The organism is Marinobacter sp. DSM 26671, from assembly GCF_900112835.1.
Classification (GTDB): domain Bacteria; phylum Pseudomonadota; class Gammaproteobacteria; order Pseudomonadales; family Oleiphilaceae; genus Marinobacter; species Marinobacter flavimaris.
In genome coordinates, this window is sequence record NZ_FONF01000012.1 from 134225 (window position 1) to 152893 (window position 18669).

Sequence of the window (18669 nt, forward strand, 5' to 3'; positions counted from 1 at the left end):
ATGCGGGCTATGTCAGAGCAACCCTGGCTGGTGTTACTGCGAGGAGGCCTGGACGGTTTTTGCCATCTGGAATGTCTGGTCAGCGGCTCAAAGCAAAGCAGAATAATTAAATTGCCTCTTGCGTACCTATCTACTGATAGGTAGATTAAACGTCGTATGCTTAATGACCAACAGAGGTAACCAATGAAAATTTACGACACTGAAGGCTTTCCCAACCCGCTCCGCGTTCGCATCGCCCTGGCAGAAAAAGGCGCAACGAATAAGGTGGAATTCGTTCCGGTAGATGTGATGAGCGGCGAGCACCGTTCCGATGCGTTCAAGACGAAAAACCCGGATGCCACCGTGCCCATGCTGGAACTTGACGACGGCACCTGCATCGCCCAGTGCAATGCCATCACCGAATATATCGACGGCGTCTTTGATGGTCCGTCCCTCACGGGCACGACCCCAGCGGAGCGCGCCCGTATCGCAATGATGAATCTGCGGGCAGAAAACGGGCTGATGAACGCCGTGGGTGCCTATTTCCACCACGCGACCCCGGGGCTCGGTCCGGATCTGGAAACCTGGCAATGCGCTGAGTGGGGCAATAAACAGAAAGAAGTGGCCAGCGCAACCATGGCCTACCTTGACAGTGTTCTGGCGGACAACGAGTTTCTCGCAGGTGACAGCTTCTCGGTCGCAGACATCACCGCCTTTGCCGGCCTGGGGTTTGCGGATTTCGCGAAGGTTGACATTCCCGAGTCCCTGACCCATCTACAGGCCTGGCGCGCAAAAGTCGCAGCCCGTCCTTCAATTGCCGGGTAATACGAAACCTTCGGATTTAATGCAAGCGCTGAAAACAGGAAGGTCTCAAAAGGGAGGAATAACATGGAGATCAATGCAGATTTCTCTAAACCGGTGGTTGTGCATTCCGACCAGGTTGAATGGCAGCCCTCGCCCATGAAAGGGGTGGAGCGGCGCATGCTGGACCGGATCGGAGACGAAGTTGCCCGCGCCACCACCATCGTGCGTTATGCGCCGGGCAGTCATTTCTCGGCGCATACCCATACCGGGGGAGAAGAATTCATCGTACTCGACGGTGTGTTCCAGGACGAGCACGGTGATTTTCCTGCCGGCAGTTATGTGCGCAACCCTCCAACCACGTCACATATTCCGGGCTCTGACACAGGCTGCACGATATTTGTGAAACTGTGGCAGTTCGATCTGGCCGACCGCACCCAGTTCAGCAAGAATATGGAGGCCGGGCTGGGCGCCCCGGTAGACGGCGTTGCCACTGCAAAGCTGCATGAGGACAATCGTGAGATCGTGACCTACAGCCAGCTCGATGCGGGGGCGACACTGACCTCTGAGGCGCCCGGCGGAATCGAACTGCTGGTGGTCGAAGGTTCGGTGACCGGCAATGGCGAGGTGCTGGCCAGGCATGACTGGCTGCGCCTCCCTGAAGGACACCGGTTGTCCGTGACGGCCGGGGACGACGGCGCCAAGATCTGGATGAAAACGGGGCACCTGCGATTTGCCGGGGCGCCGAGGGTATAAGCCCGGCAATAGCGGGATTGCAAAGGCAGACAGGTGGATAACCATGAACCGTGATACCAGAACAGCCCTGATGGACCTTGCCGAGCACACCGTGCGGTCACGGGGCTTTGACGGGTTCAGCTATGCGGATCTGGCTGAGGCCATCGGCATTCGAAAGGCCTCGATCCATTACCATTTCCCCACCAAGGCGAAGCTCTCCGAAGCCTTGATCGAGCGCTATCAGACCAGTCTGCAGCAGGGTCTTGCCGAGATCGAGGCAGCCCATGCCAGCGCCGGCGAGCGCCTCAAGGCACTCATTGCCCTGTATCGCGGAGCGTTGCATGATGGACAAACCGTGTGTCTGTGTGTTGCCTTTTCGACCTGCCGCGAAAGCCTGTCCGACATCGTCATTGCCAGAGTCGGCGCCGTTCGCGCAATGGTTCTGCAGTGGATTGCAGAAACCTTTGAGCTGGGGCAAAGGGATGGATCCGTCTCGGCCATCGGTGATCCGAGTGATGAAGCACCGGCGACCCTGGCGATGCTGGAAGGGGCCCACCTTGCCGCGCGCACCGAAGAAGACCCCGCCGTGTTTGATGCTGCAACGCGACTGCTGCGCGCCCGCTGCCAGTAACGACGGGACAGGAATCGCGTTTAGAGCCAGCGATTACATTCGTATCCGCGCGCCCGGAGACCTCTCCCGGGAGCTTTGGTTGATGCCTATCCGTACATAACCACTACGCAAACCGGCTCATAACGAGCGAAAAGGAGCAAACAGATGATGAGCACCCTGAAAACAGCACTGGCAGCAGCCACGCTGTCACTCACTGTTGCAAGTACGCAGGTACTGGCAGAAACGCAAACCAGAACCATCGAGTATCAAGTCGGCGACGAGACCTTCACCGGCTACATGGCCTGGGATGATGAATTCGGGCAGAAGCGTCCGGGGGTTCTGGTGGTTCATGAATGGTGGGGGCACAATGAATTCGCGCGAAATCAGGCAGAACGGCTTGCTTCCGCCGGCTATACAGCGTTTGCACTGGATATGTATGGCTCTGGCAAACAAGCCGACCACCCTGATACTGCCCAGAAATTCATGCAGGAAGCCACCAGTGACATGGACCAGGTTAAGGCACGCTTCATGAAGGCAATGGACATCCTGAAGAACCACGAAAGTGTTGATGCGTCCCGAATTGCAGCGCAGGGTTACTGCTTTGGCGGTGCCGTTGTTCTCAACATGGCGCGCATGGGTGTTGATCTGGACGGCGTTGTCAGCTTCCACGGTGCGCTCGGCAGCCCTCTCCAGGCTGAACCCGGATCCGTGAAAGCCAGGATCCAGGTTTACACAGGCGGTGCCGACAAACTGGTCCCCTCGGATCAGGTGGCGAGCCTGGTCAAAGAGATGCAGGATGCCGAAGTCGATCTGACACTGGTGAGCTTCCCCGGAGTGCTGCACTCATTTACCAACCCGGGTGCTGACAAGATCGCCGAGGAGTTCGGCATGCCGGTGGGTTATGACGAAGCGGCTGCCGCCCGCTCCTGGGATGGCGCTATGCGTTTCTATAAGGCCATCTTCGCCGAGTAACACAAGCGAATGCAAAAAAACCGAAACCGGCAGTATTTACAGTGAATTCTGGAACACCAACCGAAAAGCATGAGGAGGTGCAACATGGCAACTGAGAGTTTACCGCGGTTCAATGATGACAATCGTCCAGGCTACAAGTCGCTGGGCAACTCGGGTCTGTTCGTCTCCGAGCTGTGCCTGGGCACCATGACCTTCGGCGGTGATGAGGACATCTGGGGGCTGATCGGCCAGTTGCAGCAGGAACAGGCCGACGAACTGGTGAAGATCGCCCTGGAAGCGGGGATTAACTTTATCGATACCGCCAACATCTATGGTTTCGGCGCCAGTGAGCGCATTGTTGGCCAGTCCCTGAAGAACCTCGGCGTTCGCAGGGAAGATGTGGTGCTGGCCACCAAGGTGCTCGGCCCGATGAGCGATGGCCCCAATGCCCGTGGAGCTTCCCGTGGCCACATTATGAGCGAATGCAAGGCAAGCCTGGCGCGCCTGCAAACGGATTATATCGACCTGTATCAGATCCACGGTTTTGACCCAGCCACCCCGATCGAGGAAACTCTGGAGGCGCTGAACACCCTGGTGCAACAAGGCCATGTGCGTTATGTGGGCCTGTCCAACTGGGCCGCCTGGCAGGTAATGAAAGCCATCGGCATCACCCGGGCCCGCAACCTGTGCCCGATTATCTCCCTGCAAGCGTACTACACCCTGGTGGGGCGCGATCTGGAGCGGGATATTATTCCGATGCTGGCGTCCGAGAAGGTCGGTCTGATGGTGTGGAGCCCACTGGCCGGTGGGTATCTGTCCGGTAAATACGAGGGCCCGGACGTCTCTGAGGAAAACCGGCGTGCCAAGTTTGACTTTCCGCCCGTCAATCGTGAGCGAGGCAGCGACGTCATCAAGGTCATGCGGGAGATTGCTGACGGCAAGCAGATCGATGGCGAGCCGGTCACGGTGGCACAGATTGCCCTGGCGTGGCTGCTACACCAGAAGCCTGTATCCAGCATTATCGTTGGCGCCAAGCGGCCGGAGCAGCTGAAAGCCAATATCCAGGCAGCGCAGATCCGGTTGTCTGGCGAAGAACTTAATGCTCTCGACGAGGTGAGCCGTATACCGGAGGAGTATCCGGGCTGGATGATGAAAATGATGGCCGGGTACCGGGACTCTACCGAGTCCTGATTCCGAAACCAATCCAATCTCCACAGCGTGCTGCGCCCCGGCGGCGCAGCCGCTCAACTTGAGAAGTGGCCTATGCTGTCAACACGTAAACGTCCGTGGCTACTTCAATCTTCTATCTGTAAGCGAAACCAGAGTGCATAAAGCGCCGGCACAAACAATAGCGTGATCAGGGTGCCGACCGCTACACCGCCGATAAGGACATAAGCCAGTGGCCCCCAGAACAGGTCAAAGGTCAGAGGTACAAACGCCAGAACGGCCGCCAGGGCAGTGAGTACCACGGGGCGAGCGCGTTGGACGGCTGCCTCGACCACGGCTTCCCGAGCAGCCATCCCAGTTGTGAAGTTGTCCTGCACCTGCTGCGTCAGAATCATGGTGTTTCGCATCAGGATACCGCCCAGGCCAATGAGCCCCAACAACGCGGTAAAGCCAAAAGGTTGATTAAACAACAGCAAAGCCAGCACAGCGCCAATGAGTCCCAATGGCGCGGTGGCCAGAACGGTCAAGGTGCCGATAAATGAACGCATCTGAAGCATGATGAAAATCAGCATCAACGCCAACATCACCGGTTGTAAAGTCTGAATGGAGGCGTTGGCTTTGGCGGATTGCTCCACCGTACCGCCAATTTCAATACGATAACCGTCCGGTAACCGTTCACGCAGGCCTGCCATCGTACTCCAGATCTCTTTGGTGACATCCGGTGGCTGGGCGCCTTCCACATCCGCCTGAACGGCCAGGAAGGGGGCGCGGTTGTAACGCTTTATAACCGGTTCCTCATAACGAACCTGCCACTGCCCCAGTTGTTTTACGGAGAGTTTGCGGCCGTCGCGGGTTTTGATTTCAAGATCTTCGGGCATCATGATTTCACCGCGGGCATTACGCGCCACCAGTTGAACGCTCCTTATGCCCTGGCGTAACTCGGTAACGGCCACGCCGCGAAGCTGGAACTGGAGTTGCCGTGCAACCTCTGCCGGGGTCAGGCCCATCCAGCCCAGGTTTTCCGGGTCCAACTCAAGATAGAGCGTGGGCACACGCTCATCCCATTCGAGGTGCGGCATGACGATGTTCGGATGCCCGGTCATGAGAGTCCGAATCTGGTGCGCGATCTCTCTGAGTTGATCGGGTTCCGGACCCAACACTCGAAAACTGACCGGCCAGGCCACCGGCGGGCCGTACAGCAAACGCGTTACACGCACTCTCGCCTCAGGAAACTCACCCGCCGCGATTTTGGCCTCCAGCGTCGAGATGATGTGATCGCGCCCTTCAACGTCCTGCCCGATGGCAATCAACTTGGCAAACGCCGGGTCCGGCTGCTCGGGGTTTGCCGATACGAAGAATCTGGGTGCACCGGCACCGATGTAAGCGGACAGGCTTTTAACCTCCGGCATGTCCATCAATATCGCTTCGAGGCGTCTGACGCTTTGATCCGTGGTGGCAATAGCGCTCCCCTGCGGAGCATAGACACTGATCAGAACCTCGGGGCGATCAGAACTGGGAAAAAACTGCTTCTGTACCTGGGCTGCCATACCGAAAGCACTGAGAGCCAGTAAACCCACTGTGAGAAAAACGACGGTTTTCCGGTACCTTACACACGCTGCAATCACCCCACGCAACCGCTGATAAAAAGCGCTTTGATAAAGGTCCTGGCCAGTATGCCCGATGTAATCGGGCAATAGCTTGACGCCCAGATAAGGCGTAAAGGTGACCGCCACCCCCCAGGAAATCAGCAACGCAAAAGCCAGCACCCAGAAGATGTTACCGGTGTATTCCCCGACACCCGACTGAGCAAAGCCGATGGGGACAAAACCGGCCACTGTTACTAGCGTTCCAGACAGCATGGGCGCGGCTGTGACGCTCCAGGCATGACTGGCTGCCCGTACCCGGTCCCAGCCACTCTCCATCTTCACAATCATCATTTCAATGGCGATGATCGCATCGTCCACTAACAGGCCCAGTGCGATAATCAACGCGCCCAGGGTGATGCGGTCCAGGTTAATGCCCGCTATTTTCATCAATAAAAAGGTCAGCCCGAGAGTAACGGGAATCGCAATGCCCACCACTAAACCCGCACGCAGGCCGATCGCCAGAATACTGACGCCCATTACGACGACCAATGCCACCAGAAACTTGACCTGAAAAAGATCAACGGCCTGAGTGATGGCCTCAGCCTGGTTGGTCAGGGTCTGTATTGACATCCCCAGGGGCAGCCTGGCCTGTTCAGTGCTGACAAACTTACTGAGCCGTTCACCAAACTCCAGGCCATTTTCGCCCGCCTCCATGACGACGCCCAGGAGGATCGCATCCTCACCGCTGGAACGGACGATGTAGTTCAACGGATCTTCATAGCCCAAACGCACCTCGGCCAGATCAGACACGGTGATAACTTGGTCTCCGATACGCAGAGGTACTGAGGCGAGGCGCTCAAGGTCAGACAGGTCAATGTTGCTGCGGACATAAACCCGCGGGCCGGCAAGATCAACAAAGCCCAGAGGCTCAAGGCGATTGTTGGCCTCTATCGCCTGCAACACTTCTTCTGCCGACAAGCCGAGATTGTTGAGCCGGTCCTGATCAAACTCGAGATACACCCGCTCAGGACGCTCGGCCAGGATCTGTGCCTTTTGCAAGCCGGGTAGCCGTTGCAGGCGATCTCGTATCGCTTCTGCCTCGCGGGTCAGTTCACGCATTGGCATTCCCGGTGCTGTGAGGGCCATCAGGGAGAAATACACGTCTGAGAAATCATCGTTAACGATGGGGCCGATGACACCACGGGGGAGATTGGGGCTTTCATCGGACATGCGCTTGCGAACTTGATAGAAGAGATCGGGCATTTTTTCACTAGGCGTATAATCCTGGAACCGGATAAGCATGGTGGCCTGTCCGGGCCGAATGGTGGTTTCAACAGTGTCGAAATACGCCACTTCCTGTATTCGTTTTTCCAGGCGGTCCACCACCTGATTCCGTAGCACCTCAGGGGTTGCTCCTGGCCAAACCACAGAAACCACCATTGCCCGGACAGTGAACGCAGGGTCTTCCGCCCGACCAAGGGATGAGAACGCGTAGAAGCCCGCAACAACGGACATCAAAAGAAAAAAGAGGGTGACCGAACGCTCGCGCACTGCCAGTGCGGAAAGATTAGGCAGGCTCATTGAGCCAGCTCCCGCACCGCCATGCCAGGCGTGAGCAGGTGTGTCCCTAATGCGACGATCGGCGTAGTCGCGTTGATGTTGGCCCGGATCTGCGCATACTCCTCACCCAAATCGATAACCTCGACCGCAAGGGGGGTCACCATGCCGTCGGAGACCAACCAGACCTGCGGCGTTTCTCCTCTCTCATCAAGGGCACCCAGCGGTACACGATGGCTGGCCGTGGTTTGTTTCTGCATCAGCCGGACACTCACCACTGAACCAAGCGTTAAAGACGAAGGGTAGGGCCCCTCCAGGCTGTATCGGGCACGCCAGCTCCGGCTTCTGGCGTCGGCAGCCCCGGCAATCTCTCTCAGATTCACCGCAAGCTGTTCGCCATTGGGTAAAGGAACATAACCTTGCCGGGGCGGGTTGCTGCCCTGAGGTAAAAAGACCTCGACTTCCAGGGATTGATCTTCAGCCAGAACGGCAAGGGTTTGACCGACACCCACAACCTGGCCGGGCTCAACGATGACCTCGGTGATCACGCCTGCATTGGCGGCTTTTAGTTCCGCATATCCCAGAGCATTCTGAGCCTGCTGATTTCGTGCAGAAGCCGTTTCCACCTGGCTGCGTGCTTCACGCTCCGCCAGTTCAAGGCGTTGCAGGGTTTGTTCGCTGACAAACTGACGTCCTACCAGTTCCTGCTGTCGCTGGAGCTCATTAGTGGCAATGGCCAGGGCCGCTTCTGCACGCCTCAGATCTGCGGCGGCCCCCTCCGCGGTTGCGATAAGGTCTCGTGAATCGAGTTTGAACAGTAAGTCGCCTTTTTCCACGCGCTGACCGGGATCGATGAAACGTTGTTGAATCCGGCCGGCGATCTGAAAGGCCTGGGGAACTTCGTGGCGGCCTCGCAGGGTTCCTGAAAACCTCTGAGATGTTGGACCTGCCTCCTTCAATTCCACTGTTTTTACCCAGGGAACAGGGGGGCGGGCCTCTGGAGGCGTTTCCGCGGACTGCTGACAACCTGACAGAATGAGCAGCGAGATAAACAGGGTCAGCAGAAAGCGCATGGCAGATGTCTCGATCGGCAAGATTAAGGTGTGGATATCAGTTCTCGCGGCATCCAGATAAAGCTAGTTGCAGGATAGCATCGCGAACGATGTCCTTCTGCTCCATAGGCAGAAAATGGGTCGTGCCCTCAAGAACCCTGACGTCAGCCGAAGGCAGCAGGGCCTTCAGGCGTTTTTGTGCCTTTGGTGAGAAGGTTGACCCGCGTTCCGCGGCCAGTGCTATAACCGGGCACCGCAACTGACGAATACCGGGCCAGGGGTTGTGTTCGGTATGGGCAAAGGTGGTGCTCTCCCATTCGGGCGCACACGCCAATTGAACTTGGTCACCCTGCGGCACGAAGGCGTGTTGGACGTAGGCGTTCAGCCATGCTTCGGGCCAGGTCTTGAAGCCACCGCGGCCACGATAGTTGTCCAGCGCAGCAGCGTGCGAATCAAATACCCTGCGCCGACGTGCCGCTCCGGCGGCCAGCGACAACCGATGTGACTGACGCAGCAGCTTGGCCAGCCCCAACTTCAGGCCCTGCACCGGATCCATGATCACCGGTTCCGCCAGAATCAGACCCAGCACTTTGTCAGGCCGCCGGGCAGCGGCCATGATGCTGGTGGTGGCACCGATGGAATGGCCGGCAAGCCAGACCGGTTCGTCCAGGCATTCCAGCAGAGCGATCAGGTCGCGATAATAGGTTTCCCAGCCCCGGAATGTCGACAGGTTGGCTGCACCAACGCTGGCCCCGTGTCCTCGCATGTCCCAGGCCAGGACATTGACGTCCGTGGCGAGCTCGTCAAGCAGTGGATGGTACAGGCGGCCATGGAAACCCGTGGCATGGGCCCAGTGCAGTGTGGGTCGCGCTTTGGATTGCGGCCAGCGCCACAGTGCGATATCGGCGCCATCCGTCGCCCGGAATTCGTCGCGTTCAGGTGTGTTGTGCTTAATGTCCATGACGGTCTTCTTGTTGGGCGGCCATTGTCGGGAGCAATAACTGAACCTGACCAGTGGCGATCGGTTTTTTATCATCGCCTTGCCAGCAGGTCACCTGGACCAGGCTGGTGCGCCTGCCTTGCCGAATAATGTCGGCCCTGGCGAACGTCGATCGGGCCTTCGCGGAGCGGAGGTAATTGATGTGGCTGTCGAGAATGCGCGGGCAACGTGTCTCTGCATCCTGGCTTTGCGCAGCCACCCGCGCGGTGAGTTCGATCAGGGCTCCAAGCACGCCGCCATGGAGGGCTGGTAGCATGAAGTTGCCAATCAGCGCTTCACGACACGGCAAATGAACCAATACGCCTACATCACCGCGCTGAACCTCAAGCCCGAGGTGCTGTGCATAGGGAATGCGCTCCAGAAGAGCCTGCCAGTCAGCACATTCTTTCGCACTTTCCGCAGTGCCTGAGATTTGTGGGGCCGAATCGCCAGTCGTGCTCATGCGCTCTCCTTTCCTGGTCCACCTGCATGCAATTGCTGTCCCTGGGTGTTACGCATGAAGGTGGCGTTTGCCGTCGCTAGTAACTCGCGATTTCCCTCGCTAAGGATGTCACAATGAATAAACGCGACATCGTCCGATAAATGACGACAGGTGGCCACCGCTGACAGGGCCCGGTCGCCGATGGCAGGCCGCAAATAATCCATGCGCAGATCCAGAGTGGCAATGGGCATCAACTCCAGGGCACCCGCGAATACCGCCAAGCCTCCGGCGGAGTCTGCCAGCGAGTAAAGTACGCTGGTGCAGATTTCTTTTGTATCCTTATGGGCGAACATCCATGACTGCGGGGTTAGCCGCATACAGACCTGGCCCTGGTCTACCGAGACAACTTGCATGCCCAGATCCCTGCCGTGAGGAACCTGTTCGGTGAACTGCCACGCCGTCGTCACAGCGTCACTGTGCTGAAGTTTGTTCAGATCGTTCATCAGATCCGCCCAGTCTGACATGCATTTCGCGCAGGGGCGGAAGTGTAGAGGACCAGTGGATTGTCATAGGTCATTGCCATGGCGTTCTCTTGTGAGTAGCATTGTTTCCAAAGTTTGGTTGGTCAACCAACCAAAAGTCAACACTTTGTTAATCCAAATGGCACGGCACCGGTGTAATGGCGTGCGATCAGTGAAACGAATCGAATGATGGCTGCTCTGATGATTAATAAACGGGATTGCTCAGGAGATGGTTAAGCCATGGTTGACAGACAGATTACCCCTGCAAGCAAATTAGGCGATCAGGGTAACGTTTTGTCTAACGCCGCCCGGCTCTTTCGAGAGAAAGGTTTTGAAAGGACGTCTCTAAAGGAGATTGCCGAAGCCTGCAATATGCTGCCCGGAAGTCTGTATTATCGTTACAGCAGCAAGGAAGCGCTGCTCGTTGAGCTGATGCGTCGGGGAGTAGACCTGGTTACAACAGAGGTTGAAACCGCGTACGCCAGCTCGGACGATCCCGTGGAACGATTGCGTCTTTGTATCAACGCACATTTGCACGCCCTGCTGGTTGATTCGGATACGGTTTACGTACTTTTGTTTGAGTGGCGTTCACTGAGCGCGGAGGCCCGCGGGGACATCATCGCTTTGCGTGACCAGTATGAATCCCTTTGGGCCGAGATCATCGAAACGATGATTGAGCAAGGCGTGATTCGGAAGGATGTCAATGCTCGCCTGCTTCGCCTAATCGGCCTCGGGGCGCTCAACTGGGTCGCAACCTGGTTTGATCCGAAAGGTGTCTATACACTCGACGGCATTGGTGATTTTGTCTGGAACGTCATCATGGATGGTGTAATCAGGAAAAGTGTACGAACATAGGCACTGGCTCCCCAAGCGTAATTAGCGCCGGTTTATGTTTGTTAATCACGTGTATAGATGGTGTGTGATCTGACGTTTAGCCTGAATTGCTCAGGTGGCTGGCCAAACCAGCGTTTGAAGGCGCGTCTGAAATTGGCACTGTCGTGATAATTCATCAACGCGGCAATGGCCTCGATTGACAGTTCGCTGTCACGCAGGTATAGCGCTGCCTGCTGAGACAGAATCTCGTCACGGATTTTTCGAAAACTGCTGCCTTCATGGTTGAGTTTACGCGCCAGGGTGCGTTTGCTGATGAACAGAGAAGCAGCCGCTTCCTCTTCACTGAGCGTTCCCGGCGGCCGGGACAACATCATCTTCTTCAGCCGGGTCTGGTAGCTTGGCTTATCGGACTGAAGTTGCGCAAGCATGGCTTCACACTGTCGCATTGCCAGATGATAGTTTTCATGATTGGCAGAGGCGTTTGGTTCCCGACACAAGGCCATCGGCAAGCTGAGTTTTAATTGGCTGCAATCAAAGTGAATCTGCCCGGACAAAAAGTCCGAATACGTTGCGTGATACTCGGGTTTCGGATGGGCAAAGCATACTTCAGCCTCGCGCAAAGGGCGGCCAACCATGAACTCGCCGAATTCGAAAAGTGCCTTGACCATCGCATCCGACAGGCAACGCTGTATGTCATCGTCTAATGGCCCCAGGTACTGCAGAATACATTCCAAACGCTCACCGACTTGCTGCAAGTGCAACTGGATGAAGCTCGCGCGCGTGGGCAGGAATGTCCGAATCGCGTGTAGAGCAGTGAGGAGGTCGGGGCTGCTGTAAGCCACGAACCCCATTGCTCCGTGGGTTGCCGGAGTCATTCGTTTACCCAGCCTTAACCCAAATTCTGGCTGGCCGGACAGATCCATTGCATTACGCAGGATCTGTATCTGCTGAGCCACAGTAAGCAGTCCGTCCTCGCTCAAAAATTGCGTCACCCCAAGTCCAGTGCCCCGCAGCAGACGCGGAAGTTGTCTGGCTGTCAGATTCAGCTCACGTGCAACTAGCCGTGAGTAATTCGATGGAATATCCGGACCGGGACTTTGCAACTCCTCCATTTTCTTCCGCGCCGCCATCATTGATACCCCCCTTCCTAAAGTTTCGCCATTTTGTCTTCAAATGACCCCTGCTTGTCAAGAAATGACCTGAAAAATATGCTGGCAGACAGGCAATATCTGTCAATCATCAATGCTGGTAGGAGAACAACATTGGGCAAAGTTACGTTTATCGAACATGATCAAACTGAACATGTCGCAGAATTCAAAGCTGGTTCCTCGGTAATGCAAATCGCTGTTGATAGCGCCATTCCCGGTATCGACGGGGATTGTGGGGGGGAGTGCGCCTGCGGTACCTGCCACGTTATCGTCACGAACGAATGGTTCAGCAAGACAGGCACGCCTGGCAATGAGGAAGAACAAATGCTGTCAATGACACCGGAGCGGGCGAGCACTTCGCGCCTGGGCTGCCAGGTGGTACTGACTGATGAAATGGACGGCATGACCGTGCATTTACCCGAGTTCCAGATGTGAACACAGGAGGACGCATGCCAACACTGCCCAGAACATTTGACGACATTCAGTCCCGACTGATTAACGCCACCTCCAGGGTGGTGCCGATGCAGAGGCAAATTCAGGGACTGAAATTCTTAATGAGCGCCAAGAGGAAGACCTTCGGCCCACGCCGACCGATGCCCGAATTCGTTGAAACACCCATCCCGGACGTTAACACGCTGGCCCTTGAGGACATCGATGTCAGCAATCCGTTTTTATACCGGCAGGGTCAGTGGCGCGCCTATTTCAAACGGTTGCGTGATGAGGCGCCGGTCCATTACCAGAAGAACAGCCCTTTCGGCCCCTTCTGGTCGGTAACTCGGTTTGAAGACATCCTGTTCGTGGATAAGAGTCACGACCTGTTTTCCGCCGAGCCGCAAATCATTCTCGGTGACCCTCCGGAGGGGCTGTCGGTGGAAATGTTCATAGCGATGGATCCGCCGAAACACGATGTGCAGCGCAGCTCGGTGCAGGGAGTAGTGGCACCGAAAAACCTGAAGGAGATGGAGGGGCTGATCCGATCACGCACCGGCGATGTGCTTGACAGCCTGCCTACAGACAAACCCTTTAACTGGGTACCTGCTGTTTCCAAGGAACTCACAGGCCGCATGCTGGCGACGCTTCTGGATTTTCCTTACGAGGAACGCCACAAGCTGGTTGAGTGGTCGGACAGAATGGCAGGTGCAGCATCGGCCACCGGCGGGGAGTTTGCCGATGAAAATGCCATGTTTGACGACGCGGCAGACATGGCCCGGTCTTTCTCCAGGCTTTGGCGGGACAAGGAGGCGCGCCGCGCAGCAGGCGAGGAGCCCGGTTTCGATTTGATCAGCCTGTTGCAGAGCAACAAAGAAACGAAAGACCTGATCAATCGGCCGATGGAGTTTATCGGTAATTTGACGCTGCTCATAGTCGGCGGCAACGATACGACGCGCAACTCGATGAGTGGTGGCCTGGTGGCCATGAACGAATTCCCCAGGGAATTTGAAAAATTGAAGGCAAAACCGGAGTTGATTCCGAACATGGTGTCGGAAATCATCCGCTGGCAAACGCCGCTGGCCTATATGCGCCGAATCGCCAAGCAGGATGTCGAACTGGGCGGCCAGACCATCAAGAAGGGTGATCGAGTTGTCATGTGGTACGCGTCGGGTAACCGGGACGAGCGCAAATTTGACAACCCCGATCAGTTCATCATTGATCGCAAGGACGCACGAAACCACATGTCGTTCGGCTATGGGGTTCACCGTTGCATGGGCAACCGTCTGGCTGAACTGCAACTGCGCATCCTCTGGGAAGAAATACTCAAGCGTTTTGACAACATCGAAGTCGTCGAAGAGCCCGAGCGGGTGCAGTCCAACTTCGTGCGGGGCTATTCCAGGTTGATGGTCAAACTGACACCGAACAGTTAATTAACCGATTGACCAGGATGGCATCCGAACGTGTGGAGAGTCCAATCCCAGGGCACAGCGAAAGAGATAGCCTATGGTAAGCAAACGTAAAGAGAGGACGGTCATTGTTGGCGGTGGGCACGCAGCAGGTGCCCTCCTGACAGCCTTACTCCAAAAAAAATATCAACATGAGGTCGTTCTGGTGGGGAATGAACCTCATCCGCCCTACCATCGACCGCCGCTGTCCAAGAATTACCTGACAGGAGACGTTGATCAGGAGTCGCTGTACCTGAAACCGCGCTCGGTATACGAGAACGCAGGCCATCAGTTGCGGCTCGGTGTGCGCGTCGAACAAATTGATCGGGACAGTAGCACCATCAGCTTGTCGGATCAGAGCAGGCTGCAATACGATCGACTGGTCCTGGCCACCGGGTCACACCTTCGACACCTGAACGCGCCCGGGGCTGACTTAAATGGCATTCATTACCTGCACGACATAGCTGATTCAGAGGTACTGCGTGAACAGTTAGTTGCTGGAAAGCGCCTGGTCGTCGTGGGTGGTGGTTACATCGGCCTTGAGGTGGCGGCCAGTGCCAACAAAAAAGGTGTTAATGTCACGGTGCTAGAAGCCGCCGAACGTCTTATGCAGCGCGTTACGGGCCCGGAAATATCAGCGTTCCTTTACGACAAACACCGTGGCGCCGGCGTGGACGTACGTCTGAACACAGCGGTAACCGGCTTCGAAGCGGGCGATCAGGGGCATGTGGCTGGCGTGACGTTGGCGGACGGAAGCACCGTACCGGCCGACATCGTCCTTGTGTCGATCGGCATTATCCCGGAAACCGCTCTGGCTAAGGACGCCGGCCTGCCCTGTGATAACGGTATTATTGTTGACGAATTTACCCGTACCGAGGACCCCGCCATCTTGGCGATCGGTGACTGCACCCGGCACCGGAATCTTTTCTTCGAGAAGATGCAACGACTCGAGTCTGTCGCCAATGCTGTCGATCAGGCTCGTACAGCCGCGGCAACCCTGATGGGTGAGGAGAAACCCTATGATAGCGTTCCATGGTTCTGGTCAAACCAGTACGATGTTCGTCTGCAGATGGTAGGATTGTCGCAAAATCATGATCAGCGAGTGGTTCGAGGCACCCCCGAGGATAAAGGATTTGCCGTGTTCTATCTCCGCGAAGGCTGTGTTATTGCTGTTGACGCGGTCAACCTGCCCCTTGCTTTTTTGGTAGGCAAGACACTCGTTCAACAACGCAGAACGATCAACCCGGAACTAATAGAGGATCCGGATACTGAACTGAAATCTTTGGTGAACGGAAGGCTCCAGAGTTGAAGGCAATATGTTGCGTGGCAACCGAAGCAGCCAGTCACCGGAGTGAGCCAATAAATATGAACTTGATCCTCTTAACAATAAAAGATTGTGACTTTGCGCGACCGCTATGGGTTGAGGTGTATATCACTGAATCTTGGTTAAATCACACCAAGCACTTAATGTTTTCGGCCTCTTCTGTTGGAAGTGTCACTGTTGAAGCCGTTGGAAAGTGGCATCCAAGAACGGGCTACTCAGGGTTCAAACTGCAGGCAGTCTGTAAGTCAAACAGAGTGAGATTCAGGCTTTTTGGAGATGTAAATGGGAGGCGGGTTCTGACATCCGATATTGATATCAGGACACTTGACCAATTGAATCAAAGGTATGGCGCTAATGAAACAGTTTTTTATAGCAAGGACGTACCAGTGCTGATGGCAATCTATTACTCAACTAAACGGTTAGAGGTTTTTAAATAACGTTTGCTGGCTGCATTCAGCAACCTTTTGATCGGTGAAAAATATCTGCTGGCGTAGGCCTCAAGTTTGGGAATTCTCGAACATATGATGAAAGAAATGATTTGGGTCACTTAGGGAGACTCTGAATAAGTCCCCAAAATCAGCGATAATACGGCCGTCGTCAACCGCATAGGATCGTTGCCACCATGGATCAGATCACCTTCTCCGAAGCCGAGTACCAGACCAAAAAGCGCAAAACCCGCCGCGAGATCTTTCTGGAACGGATGGACAAGCTGATTCCGTGGAAGCAGCTGGAAAAGAAGGTAGCCCGTTATTACCCCAAGGGCCAGAACGGACGGCCTCCCTATCCTTTGTCTGCCATGCTGCGCGTTCACTGCATGCAGTTGTTCTATAACCTCAGCGATCCGGCCATGGAAGATGCATTGTACGAGATCGAATCCATGCGCCAGTTCGCTGGCCTGAAGCTCGATCGTCTGCCAGACGAAACAACGATCCTTAAGTTCCGTCATTTTCTGGAGCAGCATGGTCTCGGCAAGGTGCTGTTCAAAGAGGTGAACAAGCACCTGGAGAAAAACGGCCTGATGCTGCGTGAAGGCAGCATTGTTGATGCCACCATCATCTCTGCGTCCAGCTCCACAAAGAACAGTTCTGGCAAGCGCGATCCGGAGATGCACCAAACCCGAAAGGGCAACGAATGGCAGTTCGGCATGAAGATGCACATTGGCGTCGACGACACACTGGGCCTTATCCATAGCATCGACACCACTGCTGCCAATGTCCATGACATTGTGCCTTCCGGCAAACTGCTGCACGGTGAAGAGCGCCGAGTCTTTGGTGATGCCGGCTACCTCGGCATACAAAAGCGAGGCGAGCACAAGCACCGTAAAAATGTGTCTTGGTTCATCGCCAAGCGCCCGGGTTCACGGAAGGCCCTGAATGCTGACAAGCTGAAAGCCGAGAAAATCAAAGCCAGCATCCCCTCAAAAGTGGAACATCCGTTCCGGTACATCAAGCAGGTGTTCGGCTACAACAAGGTTCGCTATCGCGGCCTGTCGAAAAACACCAACCGGCTGCACTTGTTGGCCGCGTTCAGTAATCTGTTAATCGGTGAAAAATACCTGCTGGCATAGGGGCAGTGTGCCTATTTTCCGCCAAAATGGCGGGAAACGGGCAGAAAACATACAAATAAATGGAGAGTTGCGTCTGAATTTTCCGTTTTCTGCTGGCTCAAACGGATGCTGGTGAAAATCGACGGTTATTCAGACCTTCCTTAGCTTTCTGTAATTGGCGAGTACAATGTATGCGCCGCGAACATGATCAGTCTTTGTTCGTCATGGCATCGAACACGTTTTTGTGGCTAACTGAGACCAACGTTTTATTAACGTACTGGAAGACCGATTTGCCGATGGAGATTCTTGATAACCTGCTTCATCGATACCCCCTTCGATTTCGCAGTGTGGCAAGCCCCAATATCCTAGACACCTGACAGCTTTGTGAAGTACTGCTTTTCTAAGGAGGCTCTGAATAAGTCTCCAAAATCAGCGATAATACGGCCATCGTCAATCGCATAGGATCGTTGCCAGCATGGATCAGATCACCTTCTCCGAAGCCGAATACCAGACCAAGAAGCGCAAGACCCGTCGCGAGATCTTTCTGGAACGGATGGACAAGCTGATTCCGTGGAAGCAGTTGGAGAAGAAGGTAGCCCGTTATTACCCGAAGGGCCGGAACGGACGGCCCCCTTATCCGCTGCCTGCCATGCTGCGGGTTCACTGCATGCAGTTGTTCTATAACTTGAGCGATCCGGCCATGGAAGACGCGCTGTACGAGATCGAATCCATGCGGCACTTCGCGGGTCTGAAGCTGGACCGTTTGCCAGATGAGACGACGATTCTCAACTTCCGGCATTTCCTGGAGCAGCACGGTCTTGGCAAGGCGCTGTTTAAAGAGGTGAACAAACACCTGGAGAAAAACGGCTTGATGTTGCGTGAAGGAAGCATCGTAGATGCCACCATCATCTCTGCTCCCAGCTCCACCAAGAACCAAACTGGCAAGCGTGATCCGGAGATGCACCAGACCAGAAAGGGCAACGAATGGCACTTCGGCATGAAAATGCACATTGGTGTCGACGACACGTTCGGTCTGATTCATAGCATTGATACCACCGCTGCCAATGTTCACGACATCGTGCCCACCGACAAGCTGCTGCATGGTGAAGAGCAACGAGTCTTCGGCGACGCCGGTTACCTTGGCATTCAGAAGCGGGATGAGCATAAGCACCGCAAAAACGTCTCCTGGTTCATTGCCAAACGGCCTGGCACCCGGAAGACGCTGGATGCCGACAAACTGAAAGCAGAGAAGATCAAAGCCAGTGTTCGTGCCAAGGTCGAGCATCCCTTCCGGTACATCAAGCGGGTCTTTGGTTATGGCAAGGTCCGCTATCGCGGCCTTGCCAAGAACAGCAACCGGTTGCATTTGCTGGCCGCGTTTAGCAACCTGCTGATCGGTGAAAAATACATGCTGGCGTAGGGCCAGTGCGCCTGTTTTCCGCCAAAATGGCGGGAAACGGGCAAAAAACACACAAATAAAGGGAAAATAGTGTCTGAATCTTCGATTTTTTGCCGTTTAAACCCAAGATGGGCAAATATCAGCAGTTATTCAGACCTTCC

General features: G+C 55.5%; 17 protein-coding genes. 11 read left to right on the forward strand and 6 right to left on the reverse strand.

The window, feature by feature from the left end; translation table 11 throughout:
* The first annotated feature begins 183 nt into the window (after positions 1–183).
* The 5 genes from BM035_RS14330 to BM035_RS14350 all read left to right on the forward strand — a co-directional run bounded on the left by BM035_RS14330 (position 184) and on the right by BM035_RS14350 (position 4267).
* Positions 184–804 (forward strand): glutathione S-transferase family protein, encoded by a 621-nt coding sequence (locus BM035_RS14330; protein ID WP_064227874.1) that lies wholly within the window; start codon positions 184–186, stop codon positions 802–804.
* Between the two features lie 63 nt (positions 805–867).
* Positions 868–1536 carry a cupin domain-containing protein gene (locus BM035_RS14335; protein ID WP_092032745.1) on the forward strand — a complete coding sequence of 223 codons (669 nt, stop codon included), beginning with the start codon at positions 868–870 and terminating at the stop codon, positions 1534–1536.
* 43 nt (positions 1537–1579) lie between these two features.
* Positions 1580–2146, forward strand: a complete 567-nt coding sequence (locus tag BM035_RS14340) for a TetR/AcrR family transcriptional regulator (RefSeq protein ID WP_092032748.1) — start codon at positions 1580–1582, stop codon at positions 2144–2146.
* 144 nt (positions 2147–2290) lie between these two features.
* The gene (locus BM035_RS14345) at positions 2291–3097 is read left to right on the forward strand and encodes a dienelactone hydrolase family protein (RefSeq protein ID WP_092032751.1); all 807 of its coding nucleotides are present in this window, start codon (positions 2291–2293) and stop codon (positions 3095–3097) included.
* An 84-nt stretch (positions 3098–3181) separates the two neighbouring features.
* Complete coding sequence (locus BM035_RS14350) at positions 3182–4267, forward strand: aldo/keto reductase (RefSeq protein ID WP_092032754.1); 1086 nt, start codon at positions 3182–3184, stop codon at positions 4265–4267.
* A 104-nt stretch (positions 4268–4371) separates the two neighbouring features.
* Here BM035_RS14350 and BM035_RS14355 read toward each other — a convergent pair whose 3' ends face one another.
* Genes BM035_RS14355 through BM035_RS14375 form a run of 5 tightly spaced genes read right to left on the reverse strand, consistent with a single transcriptional unit; the run spans position 4372 to position 10362 of the window.
* The gene (locus BM035_RS14355; RefSeq protein ID WP_092032756.1) at positions 4372–7410 is read right to left on the reverse strand and encodes an efflux RND transporter permease subunit; all 3039 of its coding nucleotides are present in this window, start codon (positions 7408–7410) and stop codon (positions 4372–4374) included.
* On the reverse strand, positions 7407–8459 hold the full coding sequence (locus tag BM035_RS14360) for an efflux RND transporter periplasmic adaptor subunit (RefSeq protein ID WP_011784135.1): 1053 nt from the start codon (positions 8457–8459) through the stop codon (positions 7407–7409). The genes BM035_RS14355 and BM035_RS14360 overlap by 4 nt, the downstream gene beginning before the upstream one ends.
* Positions 8460–8496: 37 nt before the next feature.
* Positions 8497–9399, reverse strand: coding sequence for an alpha/beta fold hydrolase (locus BM035_RS14365; RefSeq protein ID WP_011784136.1), 903 nt, complete (start codon positions 9397–9399; stop codon positions 8497–8499).
* Positions 9389–9880: a PaaI family thioesterase gene (locus tag BM035_RS14370; RefSeq protein WP_011784137.1), complete on the reverse strand. Its 492-nt coding sequence runs from the start codon at positions 9878–9880 to the stop codon at positions 9389–9391. Before BM035_RS14370 ends, BM035_RS14365 begins: the two co-directional genes overlap by 11 nt.
* Positions 9877–10362, reverse strand: a complete 486-nt coding sequence (locus BM035_RS14375) for a PaaI family thioesterase (protein WP_031209883.1) — start codon at positions 10360–10362, stop codon at positions 9877–9879. Before BM035_RS14375 ends, BM035_RS14370 begins: the two co-directional genes overlap by 4 nt.
* Positions 10363–10620: 258 nt before the next feature.
* Here BM035_RS14375 and BM035_RS14380 point away from each other — a divergent pair, with 258 nt between their 5' ends.
* Positions 10621–11235 (forward strand): TetR/AcrR family transcriptional regulator, encoded by a 615-nt coding sequence (locus tag BM035_RS14380; RefSeq protein ID WP_011784139.1) that lies wholly within the window; start codon positions 10621–10623, stop codon positions 11233–11235.
* Positions 11236–11276: 41 nt separating this feature from the next.
* On the opposite strand, the gene BM035_RS14385 is transcribed toward BM035_RS14380, so the two are convergent.
* Entirely contained in the window at positions 11277–12347 is a 1071-nt protein-coding gene (locus BM035_RS14385) for an AraC family transcriptional regulator (protein ID WP_011784140.1), read from the reverse strand.
* 51 nt (positions 12348–12398) lie between these two features.
* On the opposite strand from BM035_RS14385, the gene BM035_RS14390 reads away from it, so the two are divergent.
* The 5 genes from BM035_RS14390 to BM035_RS14415 all read left to right on the forward strand — a co-directional run bounded on the left by BM035_RS14390 (position 12399) and on the right by BM035_RS14415 (position 18529).
* Positions 12399–12797, forward strand: a complete 399-nt coding sequence (locus tag BM035_RS14390) for a 2Fe-2S iron-sulfur cluster-binding protein (RefSeq protein WP_319802629.1) — start codon at positions 12399–12401, stop codon at positions 12795–12797.
* A gap of 14 nt (positions 12798–12811) precedes the next feature.
* Positions 12812–14224 (forward strand): cytochrome P450, encoded by a 1413-nt coding sequence (locus BM035_RS14395; RefSeq protein ID WP_011784142.1) that lies wholly within the window; start codon positions 12812–12814, stop codon positions 14222–14224.
* Positions 14225–14297: 73 nt separating this feature from the next.
* Positions 14298–15548 (forward strand): NAD(P)/FAD-dependent oxidoreductase, encoded by a 1251-nt coding sequence (locus tag BM035_RS14400; RefSeq protein WP_011784143.1) that lies wholly within the window; start codon positions 14298–14300, stop codon positions 15546–15548.
* A 637-nt stretch (positions 15549–16185) separates the two neighbouring features.
* Complete coding sequence (locus BM035_RS14410) at positions 16186–17130, forward strand: IS5 family transposase (protein ID WP_011784144.1); 945 nt, start codon at positions 16186–16188, stop codon at positions 17128–17130.
* A gap of 454 nt (positions 17131–17584) precedes the next feature.
* On the forward strand, positions 17585–18529 hold the full coding sequence (locus BM035_RS14415) for an IS5 family transposase (protein ID WP_011784145.1): 945 nt from the start codon (positions 17585–17587) through the stop codon (positions 18527–18529).
* Positions 18530–18669: the final 140 nt, after the last annotated feature.

What these genes read in the sequence shown, in the direction of transcription:
- BM035_RS14330 (WP_064227874.1), top strand. Translation starts at nt 184, where the DNA reads ATGAAAATTTACGACACTGAAGGCTTTCCCAACCCGCTCCGCGTTCGC.
- BM035_RS14335 (WP_092032745.1), top strand. Translation starts at nt 868, where the DNA reads ATGGAGATCAATGCAGATTTCTCTAAACCGGTGGTTGTGCATTCCGAC.
- BM035_RS14340 (WP_092032748.1), top strand. Translation starts at nt 1,580, where the DNA reads ATGAACCGTGATACCAGAACAGCCCTGATGGACCTTGCCGAGCACACC.
- BM035_RS14345 (WP_092032751.1), top strand. Translation starts at nt 2,291, where the DNA reads ATGATGAGCACCCTGAAAACAGCACTGGCAGCAGCCACGCTGTCACTC.
- BM035_RS14350 (WP_092032754.1), top strand. Translation starts at nt 3,182, where the DNA reads ATGGCAACTGAGAGTTTACCGCGGTTCAATGATGACAATCGTCCAGGC.
- BM035_RS14355 (WP_092032756.1), bottom strand. Translation starts at nt 7,410, where the DNA reads ATGAGCCTGCCTAATCTTTCCGCACTGGCAGTGCGCGAGCGTTCGGTC.
- BM035_RS14360 (WP_011784135.1), bottom strand. Translation starts at nt 8,459, where the DNA reads ATGCGCTTTCTGCTGACCCTGTTTATCTCGCTGCTCATTCTGTCAGGT.
- BM035_RS14365 (WP_011784136.1), bottom strand. Translation starts at nt 9,399, where the DNA reads ATGGACATTAAGCACAACACACCTGAACGCGACGAATTCCGGGCGACG.
- BM035_RS14370 (WP_011784137.1), bottom strand. Translation starts at nt 9,880, where the DNA reads ATGAGCACGACTGGCGATTCGGCCCCACAAATCTCAGGCACTGCGGAA.
- BM035_RS14375 (WP_031209883.1), bottom strand. Translation starts at nt 10,362, where the DNA reads ATGAACGATCTGAACAAACTTCAGCACAGTGACGCTGTGACGACGGCG.
- BM035_RS14380 (WP_011784139.1), top strand. Translation starts at nt 10,621, where the DNA reads ATGGTTGACAGACAGATTACCCCTGCAAGCAAATTAGGCGATCAGGGT.
- BM035_RS14385 (WP_011784140.1), bottom strand. Translation starts at nt 12,347, where the DNA reads ATGATGGCGGCGCGGAAGAAAATGGAGGAGTTGCAAAGTCCCGGTCCG.
- BM035_RS14395 (WP_011784142.1), top strand. Translation starts at nt 12,812, where the DNA reads ATGCCAACACTGCCCAGAACATTTGACGACATTCAGTCCCGACTGATT.
- BM035_RS14400 (WP_011784143.1), top strand. Translation starts at nt 14,298, where the DNA reads ATGGTAAGCAAACGTAAAGAGAGGACGGTCATTGTTGGCGGTGGGCAC.
- BM035_RS14410 (WP_011784144.1), top strand. Translation starts at nt 16,186, where the DNA reads ATGGATCAGATCACCTTCTCCGAAGCCGAGTACCAGACCAAAAAGCGC.
- BM035_RS14415 (WP_011784145.1), top strand. Translation starts at nt 17,585, where the DNA reads ATGGATCAGATCACCTTCTCCGAAGCCGAATACCAGACCAAGAAGCGC.